We start from the raw sequence: 15,537 nt of genomic DNA, 5'->3' as shown, positions 1-15,537 counted from the left end.
ATATAGCGGAATCCTCTAGGGGCGATGGCAAAACGCTATTTACGGCGACCACAGCGAGTCGGGCAGCCTTTGCCCGCAGGTCGGCGGCGGAGGCGCGAGGGTCATCCCCATCGCGACGCCGGCCCACGGAAGTCACCTGGAGGAGAAACATGAAACTCAAAGCACTAGTGGCGGCCGGGCTGGTCGGAGCGTCGTCCCTGGCGCTGGCCACCGCGGCCGCGGCGCAGGACAAGACCATCCGCATCGTCGGATTCGGCGCCTCTTCGGGCGTGGTCGGCATCTTCGGCCAGAACTCGACCGCGGCGATGTCCGCGGCGTTCGAGAAGATCAACGCCGAAGGGGGCGTCACGCTCGCCGACGGCTCGCAGGCCCGCATCGTCACCGAGTACTACGACGACCGCTGCAATGCCGAGGAAGGCATCTCGGTCCTGCGGCGCATCGCCTCGACCGATGCGCTGGTCGCCATCGGCCCCACCTGCTCGAACGTGGCAGAGCCGCTTTTCGGCATCATGCAGGCGCGGGTCGACGACGAGAGCGACACCGGCCTCCAGTTCCCGGTCTTCACCGACGTGGCGATCAAGGGCGGGCTCGCCGGCATCTCGGACTGGGTCTTCCGCAACACGCCGTCCGAGGCGGCGATGTACGACGAGCTCTTCGGCTGGCTGCGCGAGACACATCCCGACGCCACCACCATCTTCGGCGGCGTGGAAGAGGATTTCGCCCATTCCCGCGCCTCCTGGTACGACGTGATGAAGACCGCCGCGGACAAGCACGGCTTCGAACTCGTGGGCGAGGCGCAGTGGCTGCTCTCTGACACCAACTTCTCGAACCAGGTGCGCGGCATGCGCCGGGCCGAGCCGGACATCGTCGCGATCTCGGCGCATCCCTTCACCACCTGCGGCGTCCTGCGCGAGATGGCGCGCCAGCGCGTGGAGCCCGAGGTCCTCGTGGGCCTGACCTCGTCCTCGAGCCTCGAGACGCTGTCCGGCTGCGCGACCGAGGCCGAGGGCCTGACCATCCCCACGAGCTTCGCCCCGGTCAACGACGAGGCCCGGGCAGCCGCCGAAGCCGTCGTCGCCGAAGGCGGGCAGATGGACCTGCACAGCGCATCGGCCTGGGAGAACGCGATGATCCTCAAGGACGTGATCGAACAGGTCGGCGTCGAGGGCACCGCGGAATCGCTCGAGGAGGACCGCCGCAAGATCCGCGACGGGCTGGCCGCGATGGAAAGCGCGCCCGGGCTGCTCGGCACCAACCAGCGCATGCCCGACGGCGAGGCGGTGAAGCCCTACGTCTTCGTCCATGCCCGCGATGGCGGCTGGGAAGTCCTGCACAACCCCGGCAGCTGATCCTGCGGGGCGCGCCCGCCCGGTCAGGCGCGCCCCTTCCCGACATTTCCACGGCCCAGCCGCCCCCGGCGGCGATGCCGGATGACTTCGAGGCAGCCCCGTCATGGACTATTTCCTCATCATCGACTTCGTGCAGTCGCTCCTCGACGGGCTGCTGTTCGGGACGACCTACGCGCTGATCGGCATCGGCTTCACGCTGATCTTCGGCGTGATGCGCAAGCTGAACCTCGCCTACGGCGCGGCCGCCCTGGCCGGGACCTATATCGGGGTCGCGGCCACCTTCGCCTTCGACGCGCCGCCGCCGGTGGTGTTCCTGCTCTCGGCGCTGGGCTCGGGCGCCATCGGGATCGTCGTCTACTACTGCTGCTTCCGCTTCACGCCCACGCACTACCCGATGGCGTCCCTGCTGGCATCGGTCGGCATGCTGCTCTTCATCGACGAGGTGGTGATCCATGCGAGCCACGGCATGCCCCTGCCCTACCCGTCGGTGTTCCGCGAGGCGACCATCGAGCTCGGCGACATCTGGGTGCGCGGAGACCTGCTGTTCGTCTTCTTCATCTGCGTGGTGGCGATGGCTGTGCTGTTCTGGCTGCTCTACCGCACGCCGCTCGGGCTCGCCACGCGTGCCGTCAGCCAGCAGCCCCGCGCGGCCGCGCTCTGCGGCATCGACCCGACCCGGGTGAACCTGCTGACCTTCGGCCTTGCCGGGATCCTGGGCGGCATCGCCGGCGCGATGACCGCGGCCGCGGTGGGCGTGCTTTCGCCGATCATCGCTATGGGCCTGACGGTGAAGGGGCTGATCGCCGTGGTCATCGGCGGGCTCGGTTCGATCCCTGGCGCGATCATCGGCGGGCTGCTCGTCGGCGCGGCGGAGAACGTGTTCCTCATGCTGCGCGGCGTGACCGAGCGCGACATCTACGTGATGCTGCTGCTCTTCCTCTTTCTCACCCTGCGTCCCGGCGGCCTCTTCGGCTCGACCGCAGGCCGCGACTGACCGGAGGCCACGATGGATTTCTACCTCGGGCTCGCCCAGATCTTCGGCGTCCACACGCTGCTGGGCCTTTCCGCCTATGTCGTCCTCCTGACCGGGCAGGTCAGCATGGCGCAGGCCGGCTTCTACGCCATCGGCGCCTACACTGCCGGGGCCATGACGGCGATGTTCGGGCTGCACATCCTGCCCGCCATCGTGATCGCGGGCCTCGTCAGCGCGGCCATCGCCTGCATCGTGGGCTTTCCGGCGCTGCGCGTGAAGGGCCTGATGCTGGTGGTCGCCACCCTCGCCTTCGGCGAGATGGTGCGGCTGTTCTTCTTCAACCTCACCTGGCAGGTGGAGCGGAACGGCGATCGCGTGGGACCGAACGGCGCCGAGGGCTTCCGCTCGATCCGCTACTTCCCCGAGAACGGCTGGGAGGTCTGGCACGTCACGGTCTTCATCTGGTTCGTCGTGGTCGTCGTGATGGGCGCGCTCTGGTGGATGGACCGCACCCGCGCCGGCGCCGTCCTGCGCGCCGTGGGGCACGACGAGACCGCGGCGCAGTCGATCGGGCTCAATCTCACTGCGGTGAAGGTCGGGGCGATGACCGCGGGCGGCTTCATCGCCGGGCTTGGCGGCGGCATCTACGCCCATACCGTGACCCACATCGAGCACGGCGTCTTCGGGGTCCTGCTGGCCACCTTCGCGATCGCCTACCCGATCCTCGGCGGGCTCGGCTCGGTCTTCGGCACGCTGATCGCGGTGCTGTTCATCCAGGGGTTCCTGATCGAGGGCCTGCGCTTCATGGGCGAATGGCGCTCGCTGCTCTTCGGCGCGCTGATCGTGCTGGCGATGAACCTCCGGCCGCACGGGCTTCTCGGCGAGCATGCGCCGCGGCTCAAGAACCTCTTCGGCGCCGGTCCGGCGCGGCCCTCCGATCCCCTGTCCACGAAGGAGGCGAAGTGATGCTTGCGCTGGACTCCCTCTCCAAGCATTTCGGCGGCGTGCGCGCGGTCGACGGCATCAGCCTGACGCTCAAGGAAGGCGAGATCTTCGGCCTGATCGGTCCCAACGGGTCCGGCAAGTCGACCACGATCAACCTCATCACCGGCCTCTACACCCCCACGACCGGGACGGTCAGGCTCGACGGCCGCGACCTGACGGCCATGGCGCAGCACGAGCGGACCGCCATGGGGGTGGCGCGGACCTTCCAGAACATCCGGCTCTTCGGCAACCTGACCGTGGCCGAGAACCTCTGGGTCGCGCAGAACGGACACGAGCAACGCCGGGCGCATTTCCTCGGACGCTGGTTCAGGGCCGGCGGCGAGCACTCCCCCGAGATCGGGGAGCTGCTGAAGTTCTCGCGGCTCCACTCCAAGCGCGACGTGCAGGCCTCTGCCCTGTCCTTCGGAGAGATGCGCCGGCTGGAGATGGCACGCGCGCTGGCCTCGCGGCCGCGTGTCCTGCTGCTCGACGAGCCGGCCGCCGGGGCGAGCCGCGAGGACGGCCAGATCCTCGCCGAGCGGATCCGCGAAACGCGCGACCGCGGCGTCACCGTCCTGCTGATCGAGCACATGATGGAGCTGGTGATGGGCATCTCCGACCGGGTCGCGGTGCTGAACTTCGGCCGCAAGATCGCCGAGGGCTCGCCCGCCGAGGTGCAGGCCAATGCGGACGTGCGGGCCGCCTATCTCGGCAGCAAGCACAAGGACGAGGAGCTGATCCATGCTTGAGATCCGCGACATCAGGACCTCCTACGGCAAGATCGCCGCGCTCAAGGGCGTGTCGCTCGAGATCCGCGAAGGCGGGCTGACCTGCCTCCTCGGCCCGAACGGCGCCGGCAAGACCACCCTGATCTGGACGATCGCGGGCATCCTCAAGGCGCAGTCGGGCTCGATGCGGCTCGGCGACGACGAGCTGGCGGGGCTGAAGCCGCACCAGATCGTCGAGAAGGGCGTCGTGACCGTCCCCGAGAACCGGCTGGTCTTTCCCGAAATGACCGTGACGGAGAACCTGGTCGCGGGCGCTTTCAGCCGGCGCAGGCAGAAGGGCGACGTGGCCGAGGACCTCGACGCCGTGCTCGACCGCTTTCCGCGCCTGCGCGAACGCGCCTCGCAGGAGGCCGGCACGCTCTCGGGCGGCGAGCAGCAGATGCTGGCGGTGGGCCGCGCGCTGATGGCGCGTCCGAAGATTCTCCTGATGGACGAGCCGTCGACCGGGCTCGCCCCGATCATCGTCGAGGAAATCTTCGAGATCATCGGGCAGCTGCGGGACGAGGGCCGCACGATCTTTCTGGTCGAGCAGAACGCAAACCTCGCGCTCGACTACGCCGATCACTTCTACCTGCTCGAACAGGGGCACGTGACCTTCGGCGGCGACCCCGCGACGGTCGATCACGACGACCTGATCGCCCGCGCCTATCTCGGCGCGCGCAAGGCAAGCTGAGACCCGGGCCGGGCCGATGATCGACCTCGTTCAGAACATGCTGGACGGCCTCGCCATCGGTTCGGCCTATGGCCTCCTCGCCCTGGGCTTCACGCTGATCTTCGGGGTGATGCGGCGGCTGAACATGGCGTTCGGATCGTCGATCCTCGTCGGCATCTTCGCGGGCGCATGGCTGCACGGTCAATGGGCGGCCGGGATGATCCCGATCTTCGCGGCCACCGTTGCCGGCGCGGTCGTCGCCTCGGCCTACGTGGAGCGGATGTCGTTCGCGTGGATTCGCGGCGACGCCGCGCTCGCCTCGATGGCGTCGAGCTTTGCCATCTGGATGCAGCTCGAGGAACTCGTGGCGCGCGCCTTCCCGCAGCGAAGCTATGCCTTCCCGACCTTCGAGGCGCTGCCGATGCTCGAACTCGGCCCGTTCTTCCTGCGGCCCGAACACGCGGCGATGTTCCTGACCGCGGCCGTCCTCGTGGCAGCGCTGCACTGGCTGCTGACGCGCACGCTCTTCGGCCTCCGCGTGCGCACCCTCTCGGACAGCCGCGATGCCGCCCGCGTCTCGGGCGTCGACGTCGGGCGGGTGGCGGTCCTGACCTTCGGCCTCGCGGCGGCCATCGGCGGCGTGGCGGGGTTCCTGATCGCCGCGACCGACGGGCAGATCAGCACCAAGCTCGGGATGTGGGCGACCATGAAGGGCCTGATCGCCATGGTGATCGGCGGGCTCGGCAGCCTGCGGGGTGCGCTGGTGGGCGGGCTGGTCCTGGGCGTCGTCGAGGCGCAGGCACAATGGTATCTCGGCGCCTCGGGGCGCGAGATCTGCACCTTCGCGCTGCTGTTCGCGGCGCTGATCCTGCTGCCGCAGGGCCTGGTCGGCCGGAAGGACACGCTCGCACGCGCCGAGGCGGTGCGGAGGATCTGATGGACGGCTTCACGATCTCGGTCCTGTCGAACATCGCCCTCTTCTCGTTCCTGGCGATCTCGGCCTGGGTGCTGCTGATCGCGGGCGAGATCAGCTTCGGCCAGCAGGCCTATTTCGCCCTCGGGGCCTATGGCGCGGGCATCGCCACGGCCGTCTGGCAATGGCCGTTCGCGCTCGGCGTGGCCTTCGGCATCGGCCTCGGCGCGCTGGTCGGCGGGCTCGTCGCGTGGCCCGCGGTGCGACTGTCCGGGCTGCACTACGCCATCGCCACGCTCGCCTTCGCGGAACTGGTGCGGGCCACGCTCAACGTCTTCACCTACCGACGGGACGTGGGCGGCGTCGCGACCGGCCCGGACGGCGCCAACGGCTTCCGCGACATCCGGTGGGTCTACGAGGCGGGCCTCCCGCCCGGCGCGTATCTCCTGGTCATCGCGGGCTGCCTTGCGGGGGTGATCGGGCTGGTGGCGCTGCTGACCCGCGGCCGGTTCATGGCGCGGCTGCGGATCGTCGGCGAGGACCCGATCCTCGCGGCGATGATGGGCCTTCCGGTCGCGCGGACGCGGATCGCTGCGGCCGCGCTCGCGGGGGGCATCGCGGCGCTGGGCGGCGCCCTCTACGCCCATCTCGCGACCTATGTCGAACCCGCGCAGTTCTCCGTGATGACCGGGGTGCACGCGCTGGCCTACGGGCTGATCGGCGGGCTCGGCACCGTGTTCGGACCGATCCTGGGCGTGCTGATCGACATCGGACTGCTTGAATCGCTGCGCATCTTCGCGGGCTACCGGATGGTCGTGTTCGGCGGTCTGGTGGCGGTCGTGCTCATCCTGCGCCCGCGCGGCGTGCTGGACGAGCGGATGATGCACCGGGTGGCGGCATGGCTGCGGCGCTAGAGGTCGCGGGCCTCACCTGCCGGTTCGGCGGCGTGACGGCGCTCGACCGGGTCGACCTGGCGCTGGCCCGGGGCGAGGCGCTGGGCCTGATCGGCCCGAACGGCTCGGGCAAGACCAGCCTCCTCAACGTGGTGAGCGGCCATCACGCGCCCGAGACCGGCAGCGTGCGGCTCGGGGGGCGCGAGATCGCCGGCCTGCCAAGCGACCGCATCGCGACCCTCGGCGTGGCGCGCACCTTCCAGACCCCGCGCGTGCTGACGCGCCTGACGGTCTTCGAGAACCTGCGCGCCGCCCGGCACGCCCGCGCGCCCGGCATCGAGATGCTGTGGCAGGCCCGCGCCGCACGGCGCCGCGAGCGCGAGAGGCTCCTCTCCCTGCTGGCGCTCTTCGGGCTCGAGGGCAAGGCGCACGACATGCCCGACGCGCTGACCCTCATGGAACTGCGCGAGCTCGAGATCGCCCGCGTTCTGGCCGCGGATCCCGCCCTCATCCTGCTGGACGAACCCGCGGCCGGCATGACGGAGGCCGAGACCGACCGGCTCGCGCGGACCGTCGCGACCCATCTCCTGCCCGGGCGCAGCGCCATCATCATCGAACACAAGGTCACGTTCGTCACCGCGCTCTGCAAGCGGATCGCGGTCCTCGACGCGGGACGCAAGATCGCCGACGGGCGAGCGACCGACGTGCTGGCCGGCAGCGCGGTCCGGCAGAGCTATTTCGGGGCCGGCACGTGCTGACGGTCACGGACCTCTCGGTGCGGTACGGCCGCATCCACGCCCTGCGCGCCGTGTCGCTGAGCCTATCGCGCGCCGAGGTGCTGCTGCTCGCAGGTCTGAACGGCGCCGGCAAGTCGAGCCTGGTGCGCGCCATCGCAGGCCTCACCCCGGCGGCCGGAGGCCGGGTGGACCTGGCAGGCCGCGACATCACGGGCATGCCGCTCCATCGGCTGGACGACATCGCGCTCCTGCCCGAGGGCCGGGTGCTCGCGCCGTCGCTGACGGTGGCCGAGACGCTGCGGCTCGGTGCGCGGAATACCCGGCGCCCGGTGCGCCGCGCCCGCACGGCCGACGTGCTCGACCGGCTGCCGGAGCTCGCCGGCCGGCTCGATCAGCGGGCCGGCACGCTGAGCGGGGGCGAGGCGACCCTGCTCGCGCTCGGCCGCGCGCTGATGGCAGGTCCGCGGCTCCTGCTGCTGGACGAGCCGACGCTCGGCCTCTCACCGGCGGCCGCCGCGCGTGTCTTCGACATCCTTGCGGCCCTGCGGCAGGACGGGCTCGGCCTCCTGCTGGTCGAACAGAACCTGCGCCGCGCCGTCGGCCTCGCCGATCGCGTGCTCGCGCTGCGGCACGGACGCGCGGTGCACCAGGGCGCGGCGCGCGACCTCGGGGATCCCGCGGCGCTGGAAGAGATGCTTTTCACCGACCGACGCGAAGGAGTTGCACCATGATGAAGACCTTCACCGCCACGGCGCTGGCGCTGTCCCTTGCCGCGCCCGCCCTCGCCGCCGACCGCCTTGAGGCCGTCGCGGACTGCGTCCCGACCGACGCCGCGCTGAGCTACGACTGCACCATCGAGCTCAGCCGCAACGGCGCGCCGGTCGAGGACGCGGTCTTCACCGTCGCGCCCGACATGCCGTCGATGCCGATGGCCCACAACATCGCGCCGGTGCCGGCCGAGGCCGGGGACGCGCCCGGCAGCTACACAGTGCCCCTGACGCTCGACATGCACGGACGGTGGGCGCTCAGGCTCGAGGTCAGCGCGCCGGCGCGCGACATGGTCGTGGTTACCCACGATTTCGACGCCGAGTGACGCCCTGGGTCAGCCCGACAGGCTTTGCGACGGCTCGAGCGCCTGCCAGATGCCGCGGTCGACGAGATCCCGGATCACGTCGTGGCAGATCCTCTCGACCTCCTGGCTGGCGCGGCTGACCGGCTTGGCGGGATTGCGCACGAGGTAGACCGGGCGGATGAGCCGCGGCTCCACGATGGGCGCCATGATCAGTTCGCCCCGCTCGACGAAGTCGATCGCGGCGGCCGGGGCGAGGATCGTGTAGCTGCTGCCCCGCGCCACCAGCGTCTTGATCTGGCCGAGCCCATCCATCTCGGTCGCGACGTTCAGCGCGACGCCCTGCGACTTCAGGACCCGGTCGATCATGATCCGGAGCCCGTGATGGGGCGAGGGCAGGACGAGTTCGGCCTCGGCCAGCTCGGCCAGCGTGACCGCAGAGCCCGCGCGGCTCTCGAACGGCCAGGCATCGGGGGCGGAGAAGAAATGAAGCTCCTCGGTCATCAGCTGGCGGTGGCTCAGGTGCCGGACCGACCCGAGATCGTAGAGCATGCCGAGGTCGATCGACTGGTCCTCGAGCCAGGACTTGATGAAGCCGCTCATCGCGTCGATCACCCGCAGGCGGACCTTGGGCAGTTCAAGCCGGACCGTCTCGGCCAGCGGGACCGAGAGGACCATCGCGATCGAGCTGGGCAGCCCGAACGTGACCTCGCCCTGCGGTTCGGTTCCCGATTGCCGGACGGCGGTCGCCGCACGGTCGAGCGCGTCGATGACGTCGCGGGCATGGCTGAGCAGGACCTCGCCCGACTGCGTGAGAGATACGCCGCGCGGGCTGCGTTCCAGGAGCTTGACGTCGAGCTCGCGCTCGAGCGCGATGACGTGCTGCGACAGCGATGGCTGCGCCACGTTCACCCGCTGCGCGGCCGCGGACAGCGACCCCTCCTCCGCGATCGCCACGAAGTATCTCAGCTGCCTGACGTCCATCGCTCTCTCCCCCGCGAGCGATAGTAGTTTCCTCTGGCGGGATGAGAAACGACAATTTTCCGCGCGGATCCGTGCGCCTTGCCGGCGGGCCCCGCGGGCCGGTCAAAACGAATTCCTATGGCCGTGTGATCAATCCCGTCTTACCGCCCGCGCCGCGCGGCCTGCTATCCAAGGGGTATCGCGGCGCGGAACGGCGCCCGGAGGGAGGAGGAAGCCAACAGATGACGGACATCATTCTGCACCACTACGACCTGTCGCCGTTTTCCGAGAAGATCCGGCTCGCGCTCGGCCACAAGGGGCTGGCGTGGAGATCGGTCAAGGTGGAGGCCGTTCCGCCGCGGCCGCTGCTCGACGCGCTGACCGGCGGCTACCGCCGGGTGCCCGTGCTGCAGATCGGCGCCGACGTCTACTGCGACACCGAAGTGATCTTTCGCGCGCTCGAACGCCTGCAGCCCGAGCCCACGCTCTACCCGACCGGCGAGGGCCTGTCGAAGGCGCTGTCGCTCTGGTGGGACCGGGCGACCTGGAAGCCGGCCATCGGCGTCCTCGTCGCGCATATCGGCGAGCACCTGCCCGAGGCCTTCCTCAAGGATCGCAAGGAGCACTACCTGGGCTACGACATCTCGAAGGCGGGGATGGCGCCCATGCTGCCGGTCTATGTCCAGCAGATGGCCGCGTTCGCGGAATGGCTCGACTCGATGCTGGGCCGCACCGGCGCCTACCTGACGGGGGACGCGCTCGGCGCCGCCGACCTGACCTGCTATCACTCGCTGTGGCTGTTGCGCGCCAATGCCGGCGCCGACACCATCGACGCCCAGCTCGGGCTGAGCCCCGCCGTGACGGCCTGGATGGACCGGGTCGCGGCAGTCGGGCACGGCACGCTGTCCGAGATGACGCCGGAAGAGGCCGTGGCCGCGGCACATGCCGCCACGCCCGACAGCACCTTCGCCGCCGACGCCGACCCGAGCGGCCTGAAGCTCGGAACGCAGGTCACGGTGACCCCTGACGACAACGCCCGCGTGCCTGTGTCGGGAACGCTCGTCTCGGCCGACAAGCAGGAGGTCGTCGTCGCCGTCGAAAGGCCCGAGACCGGGCGCATCCACGTGCATTTCCCGCGGGCTGGTTTTGAGACCCTGCCCGCGTCGAGCGCCGCGCAGTCCGCGGCCTGACCCCCATATCCAGGGACATGAAAGGTACCGCCATGACCGATACCGCCACCCTCGAGGCCAACCGCAAGCGGGCGCAGGACTACTTCAAGGCCTTCGCGTCCAAGGACCGTGACTGGCTCGAGGCCAATGTCGCGCCGACCTACGTGCGCCGCGATTCCACCCTGCCCTTCGAGGTGATCGGCCCCGAAGGCGTGCTGCAGCTGGGCGACCTCTTGCTCGGCGCCTTCTCGGAGATCGAGCTCGACATCCAGGACACCGTGGCCGAAGGCGACAAGGTGCTCGTCCGGCTGCAGTTCCGGGGCGTGCATTCCGGCGCCTTCGGCGACCACGCGGCCACCGGCAAGCGGTTCGACGTCGCCGTGCTCGACCTCTTCCGCATGGAGGACGGCAAGATCGCCGAACAATGGCCCGCGATCGACAATATCGGTCTCCAACAGCAGATCGGCATGCTGGGCTGAGGGGAAGGCGATGCGACTTGACGGAAAGAGCGCCCTGATCACCGGCGGCGGCGCGGGCTTCGGGGCGGAGATCGCGAAGGTCTTCGCCCGCGAGGGCGCCCGGGTGACGGTTCTCGACCTGAACGCCGAGGCCGCCACGGCCACCGCCGCCGCGATCGGCGAGGCGGCGCAGGCGGTGGTCGGCGACGTGACCAGCGCCGCCGATGTCGCCCGCGCGGTCGAGGCCGCGGAACGGTTTGGAGGGCGCCTCGACATCGTGGTGAACAATGCCGGCTGGACCCACCGCAACAAGCCGATGCTGGAGGTCACGGAGGACGAGTTCGATCGCGTCTACGCGGTCAACGTCAAGTCGATCTTCCACATGAGCGCCGCCGCGGTCCCGGTCATGCGCGCGCAGGGGGGCGGCGTGATCCTCAACGTGGGATCGACCGCCGGGATCCGGCCGCGGCCCGGCCTCACGTGGTACAATTCCAGCAAGGGCGCGGTGAACCTGCTCTCGCGGTCGATGGCGGTCGAACTCGCCCCCGACGGCATCCGGGTCAACTGCGTGGCGCCGGTCATGGGGGCGACGGGGCTGCTCGAATCCTTCATGGGCGTGCCGGACACGCCGGAGAACCGCGCGCGCTTCATCGCCACGGTACCGCTCGGCCGCCTGGCCGAGCCCGGCGACGTCGCCGGCGCCTGCCTCTACCTCGCCTCGGACGAGGCCGGGTTCATCACCGGCGTGGTGCTCGAGGTCGACGGCGGACGGACCGTCTGACGGCCGATGCACGGCCCAGTCCCTGCCCCGCCGCGACCGCGGCGCGCAGGGGCGGCCCGTGCCCGAAGGCCGATCCATCCCATGCAGGCCGCCCCGGCCGCCGCAATCCCGCCGGGGCGAACGAGGTGCAGGAGAACGACATGTTGAACCTTCCGGTGACCGTCGACGGCTATGGCGCCATCCGGGCACATGTGCCGTCCCGCGCGACGGAGTCCGCGTCGCGGAAGAAGGCCGCGCGCGCCTCCAAGGTGCTTCCCGATCTCGACGCGGCGATCTCGGCCTGCGAGCTGACCGACGGCGCGACGGTCTCGTTCCACCATCACCTGCGCAACGGCGATGGCGTGCTGAACAGGGTGATGGACGCGCTGGCGCGGCGCGGGCTGAAGAACCTGCACGTGGCGGCCACCTCGATCTTTCCGGTGCACGCGCCGCTGATCGACCATATCCGCTCGGGGACGGTCGGCCGGATCTCGGCCAGCTTCATCTCGGGCCCGGTGGGCGAGGCGGTGAGCCGCGGGCTGGTGCCCGAGGTCGTCGTCCTCAGGACCCACGGCGGACGGGCCCGCGCGCTCGACACGGGCGAACTGGTCGTCGACGCGGCCTTCGTCGCGGCGCCGGCCGCGGACGATCTCGGCAACGTCTCGGGACGTGCCGGCAAGACCGCCTGCGGCACGCTCGGCTACCCGATGACCGACGTGGAGGTCGCGCGCCGCGTGGTGGCCGTGACCGACAGCCTGATGCCCTACCCCGCGCACCCCATCGACATCCCGCAGGGCAAGGTCGACCACGTGGTCGTCGTCGACCGGATCGGCGATCCGAACGGCATCGCATCGGGCACCACCAAGCCCGCCGAGGACGGCCCGAGCCTCGCCATCGGCGCGCAGGCCGCTTCGGTGATCGCGGCGAGCGGGCTTCTGACCGAGGGCTTCTCGTTCCAGACGGGTGCGGGCGGCATCTCGCTCGCCACCGCCGGCGCCGTCGGGCGCGAGATGGCGCGGCGGCAGATCACCGGCAGCTTCTGCTCGGGGGGCATCACCGGGTTCCACGTGGGCATGCTGAACGAGGGCCTGTTCCGCACCCTGATGGACGTGCAGTGCTTCGATCTGGACGCGGTCCGTTCCTACCAGCGCGACCCGCGTCACCTGTCCATGTCCGCCGCGACCTATGCCGCGCCGCATCTGGGCGGCGCAGTGGTCGACCGGGTCGACGCCGTGGTCCTCGGCGCGACCGAGATCGATCTCGGCTTCAACGTCAACGTCACCACCAAGGCCGGGGGGATCGTCATCGGCGGATCGGGCGGGCACGCGGACACCGCCGCCGGCTCGCGGCTTGCCATCATCACCACGCGGTTGACGGCGGGCGGCTACGCGAAGATCGTGCCCGAGGTCGGAACGCTGACGACGCCCGGCGCCACGGTCGACGTGGTGGTGACCGATGCCGGGATCGCCGTGAACCCGGGCCGCGCCGACCTGCAGGACCGGCTGAAGAGCGCGGGACTGCCGGTCCGGCGGATCGAGGAGCTTCTCGCCGAGGCCGCCGCCGCCGCGACCCGGCCGACCCCGCCGCGCGCGACCGACCGGGTGGTCGCCGTGTCCGAATACCGCGACGGCACCGTGACCGACGTGGTCCGCCAGGTGGAGGAAGCCGCGCCGTGACCGTGATCCGCGAAGCCGACCTGATCGACAGCATCGCCGACGCGCTGCAATACGTCTCGTACTACCACCCGCCGGACTTCATCCGCGCGATGGCCGCCGCGTGGCAGCGCGAGGAGAGCCCGGGCGCGAAGGACGCCATGGCACAGATCCTCGTCAATTCCCGCATGGCGGCCATCGGGCACAGGCCGATCTGCCAGGATACCGGGACCGCGAACATCTTCCTGTCGGTCGGGCACGAGGCGCGGCTCGCGCTGTCGGGCTCGCTGCAGGAGGCGGTCGACGAGGCCACCCGCCGGGCCTACCGGCTCGACACGAACCCGCTGCGCGCCTCGGTCGTGGTCGACCCGCTGGGCGAGCGGCGCAATTCCGGGGACAACACGCCCGCGATGCTGTCGACCGAGATCGTCGCCGGCGACAAGGTGTCTGTGCACGTCTCGGCCAAGGGCGGCGGGTCCGAGAACAAGGCGAAGTTCGCCGTGCTGAACCCCTCCGCGTCGATCGCCGACTGGGTGGTCGAGACGGTGGAGACGCTCGGCGCCGGATGGTGCCCGCCGGGCATCCTCGGCATCGGCGTGGGCGGGTCGTCGGACCGCGCGATGCTTCTGGCCAAGCAGTCGCTCAACGACCCCATCGACATGGCGGAGCTGCGCCGGCGGGGCCCCGCGAGCCGGACCGAGGAGCTGCGGCTCGAGATCTGGGACCGGGTCAACGCGCTCGGCATCGGCGCACAGGGGCTCGGCGGGCAGACGACGGTGCTCGACGTCAAGATCCGGTCCTTCCCGACGCATGCCGCGTCGCTGCCGGTGGGACTGATCCCGAACTGCGCCGCCACGCGGCACGTGCACTTCACGCTCGACGGCTCGGGCCCTGCGCGGCTCGCCCCGCCGGATCTCGGCGACTGGCCCGAAATCCTGCTCGACCAGGCCGGGGCCGGCGCCCGGCGGATCGACCTCGACGCGCTCTCGGACGACGTCGTGGCCGCGCTCACCCCGGGCGAGACGGTGCTCCTGTCGGGCACGCTCTATACCGGCCGCGACGCGGCGCACGAGCGCATGGTCGCCATGCTGGACGCGGGCGACCCCCTGCCCGTCGACCTGCGGGGCCGCGCGATCTACTATGTCGGGCCCGTCGATGCGGTGGGCGACGAGGTGATCGGACCCGCGGGCCCGACCACCTCGTCCCGGATGGACAAGTTCACCGACCGCGTGCTCGCCGGGACCGGGCTGAAACTGATGATCGGCAAGGCCGAACGCGGGCCCGCCGCCGTCGAGGCCATCCGCCGCCACCGCGCCGCCTACCTCATCGCGGTCGGAGGCGCCGCCTACCTCGTCTCGAAGGCGATCCGCGCCGCCCGGCCGGTCGCCTTCGAGGATCTCGGCATGGAGGCGATCTACGAGCTGCGCGTCGAGGACATGCCCGTCACGGTCGCCGTCGACGTCAACGGCACCTCGATCCACCGGAGCGGACCACGACAATGGCGCCGGACGCAAGGGGCGGGTTGAGCGCTAAGGATCGGCTGGCCAATCCTCAAGCTGAGTGACATCCAGCGAAAGGCGCCAGCCGGTGCAACCAGCAGGCATTCACACCCGAAACATGTTTGAGCCCCGAGGCTGAGCAGCCCGATCCGGCCTAGCGCCAAAGCTGTCAGCGCCTTGACACACGAGTTCCGTCGTTGCGGAGAGCGGACAGCCCCGCGCCGTCGCCGGGCGACGATTTGTCAACCAATGAGACGGTATTTGACGAGAAACTGGTCGGCATCACCTGCCTCGCCGGGAGTTCATCCATCAACCCGGGGACCCGCTTCGCGGCCACGGGACTAAAGAAGAGAAAACCCTGCCCGACCATACAGCCAGCCTGCCGCAAGAAATCCGCCTGCTCCTTCGTCTCGATCCCCTCAGCGACCACCTGCACGCCGAAACTCTCACTAAGACCGATGACCGCGCTGATGATCGCCCGGTTCCCCTTACCGGAACCGATACCCTGCACGAAGCTGCGATCGATTTTGACGACATCTACGGGATAATTTCGCAAGTGAAAAAGCGAAGCGTAGCCGGTCCCGAAATCGTCCGGCGCGATCCTCACTCCTGCCCCGTTCAGTTTCTCGAGGGTCTTGCCAACCAGTTCAGCACTGCTGACCTGCTCCCCTGAAAAGT

The 15,537-nt window shown here is 70.1% G+C and carries 17 protein-coding genes; 15 read left to right on the top strand and 2 right to left on the bottom strand.

Annotated features, from left to right (window positions below):
• Positions 1-149 precede the first annotated feature (149 nt).
• From RISW2_RS00085 to RISW2_RS00040, 10 genes are all read left to right on the top strand, one after another.
• Complete coding sequence (locus RISW2_RS00085; protein ID WP_051491651.1) at positions 150-1,349, top strand: ABC transporter substrate-binding protein; 1,200 nt, start codon at positions 150-152, stop codon at positions 1,347-1,349.
• Positions 1,350-1,452: 103 nt separating this feature from the next.
• Positions 1,453-2,343 (top strand): branched-chain amino acid ABC transporter permease, encoded by an 891-nt coding sequence (locus RISW2_RS00080; protein WP_043765060.1) that lies wholly within the window; start codon positions 1,453-1,455, stop codon positions 2,341-2,343.
• Positions 2,344-2,355: 12 nt separating this feature from the next.
• Positions 2,356-3,288 carry a branched-chain amino acid ABC transporter permease gene (locus RISW2_RS00075; protein ID WP_043765058.1) on the top strand — a complete coding sequence of 311 codons (933 nt, stop codon included), beginning with the start codon at positions 2,356-2,358 and terminating at the stop codon, positions 3,286-3,288.
• A complete protein-coding gene (locus RISW2_RS00070) occupies positions 3,288-4,055 on the top strand; it encodes an ABC transporter ATP-binding protein (protein WP_043765056.1) in 768 nt (255 codons plus the stop codon). The genes RISW2_RS00075 and RISW2_RS00070 overlap by 1 nt, the downstream gene beginning before the upstream one ends.
• Positions 4,048-4,767: an ABC transporter ATP-binding protein gene (locus tag RISW2_RS00065; RefSeq protein WP_043765053.1), complete on the top strand. Its 720-nt coding sequence runs from the start codon at positions 4,048-4,050 to the stop codon at positions 4,765-4,767. Before RISW2_RS00070 ends, RISW2_RS00065 begins: the two co-directional genes overlap by 8 nt.
• A 16-nt stretch (positions 4,768-4,783) precedes the next feature.
• Positions 4,784-5,683 carry a branched-chain amino acid ABC transporter permease gene (locus RISW2_RS00060; protein ID WP_043765050.1) on the top strand — a complete coding sequence of 300 codons (900 nt, stop codon included), beginning with the start codon at positions 4,784-4,786 and terminating at the stop codon, positions 5,681-5,683.
• Positions 5,683-6,573 (top strand): branched-chain amino acid ABC transporter permease, encoded by an 891-nt coding sequence (locus tag RISW2_RS00055; RefSeq protein ID WP_051491648.1) that lies wholly within the window; start codon positions 5,683-5,685, stop codon positions 6,571-6,573. The genes RISW2_RS00060 and RISW2_RS00055 overlap by 1 nt, the downstream gene beginning before the upstream one ends.
• Positions 6,558-7,310 carry an ABC transporter ATP-binding protein gene (locus RISW2_RS00050; RefSeq protein ID WP_043765048.1) on the top strand — a complete coding sequence of 251 codons (753 nt, stop codon included), beginning with the start codon at positions 6,558-6,560 and terminating at the stop codon, positions 7,308-7,310. Before RISW2_RS00055 ends, RISW2_RS00050 begins: the two co-directional genes overlap by 16 nt.
• Entirely contained in the window at positions 7,304-8,020 is a 717-nt protein-coding gene (locus RISW2_RS00045; protein WP_084615187.1) for an ABC transporter ATP-binding protein, read from the top strand. Before RISW2_RS00050 ends, RISW2_RS00045 begins: the two co-directional genes overlap by 7 nt.
• Positions 8,017-8,382 (top strand): FixH family protein, encoded by a 366-nt coding sequence (locus RISW2_RS00040; protein WP_043765039.1) that lies wholly within the window; start codon positions 8,017-8,019, stop codon positions 8,380-8,382. Before RISW2_RS00045 ends, RISW2_RS00040 begins: the two co-directional genes overlap by 4 nt.
• Positions 8,383-8,391: 9 nt before the next feature.
• Here RISW2_RS00040 and RISW2_RS00035 read toward each other — a convergent pair whose 3' ends face one another.
• The gene (locus RISW2_RS00035) at positions 8,392-9,342 is read right to left on the bottom strand and encodes a LysR family transcriptional regulator (protein WP_043765036.1); all 951 of its coding nucleotides are present in this window, start codon (positions 9,340-9,342) and stop codon (positions 8,392-8,394) included.
• 221 nt (positions 9,343-9,563) lie between these two features.
• Here RISW2_RS00035 and RISW2_RS00030 point away from each other — a divergent pair, with 221 nt between their 5' ends.
• The 5 genes from RISW2_RS00030 (at position 9,564) to RISW2_RS00010 (ending at position 14,886) form a co-directional block, all read left to right on the top strand.
• A complete protein-coding gene (locus RISW2_RS00030) occupies positions 9,564-10,511 on the top strand; it encodes a glutathione S-transferase family protein (protein ID WP_043765033.1) in 948 nt (315 codons plus the stop codon).
• A 32-nt stretch (positions 10,512-10,543) separates the two neighbouring features.
• Positions 10,544-10,969: an ester cyclase gene (locus RISW2_RS00025; RefSeq protein ID WP_043765029.1), complete on the top strand. Its 426-nt coding sequence runs from the start codon at positions 10,544-10,546 to the stop codon at positions 10,967-10,969.
• Between the two features lie 10 nt (positions 10,970-10,979).
• Positions 10,980-11,729 carry a glucose 1-dehydrogenase gene (locus RISW2_RS00020; protein WP_043765027.1) on the top strand — a complete coding sequence of 250 codons (750 nt, stop codon included), beginning with the start codon at positions 10,980-10,982 and terminating at the stop codon, positions 11,727-11,729.
• Positions 11,730-11,869: 140 nt separating this feature from the next.
• Positions 11,870-13,384 (top strand): citrate lyase subunit alpha, encoded by a 1,515-nt coding sequence (gene citF / locus RISW2_RS00015; RefSeq protein ID WP_043765022.1) that lies wholly within the window; start codon positions 11,870-11,872, stop codon positions 13,382-13,384.
• Positions 13,381-14,886: a fumarate hydratase gene (locus RISW2_RS00010; protein WP_043765021.1), complete on the top strand. Its 1,506-nt coding sequence runs from the start codon at positions 13,381-13,383 to the stop codon at positions 14,884-14,886. The genes citF and RISW2_RS00010 overlap by 4 nt, the downstream gene beginning before the upstream one ends.
• Positions 14,887-15,028: 142 nt before the next feature.
• Here the strand turns inward: RISW2_RS00010 and RISW2_RS23360 are convergent.
• Positions 15,029-15,537, bottom strand: a 509-nt coding sequence (locus RISW2_RS23360; protein ID WP_156943741.1) for an EAL domain-containing protein, incomplete at its 5' end; no start/stop codon positions are given.

The organism is Roseivivax isoporae LMG 25204, assembly GCF_000521865.1.
GTDB classification, from domain to species: domain Bacteria; phylum Pseudomonadota; class Alphaproteobacteria; order Rhodobacterales; family Rhodobacteraceae; genus Roseivivax; species Roseivivax isoporae.
This window is presented reverse-complemented; position numbering and strand designations above follow the sequence as displayed.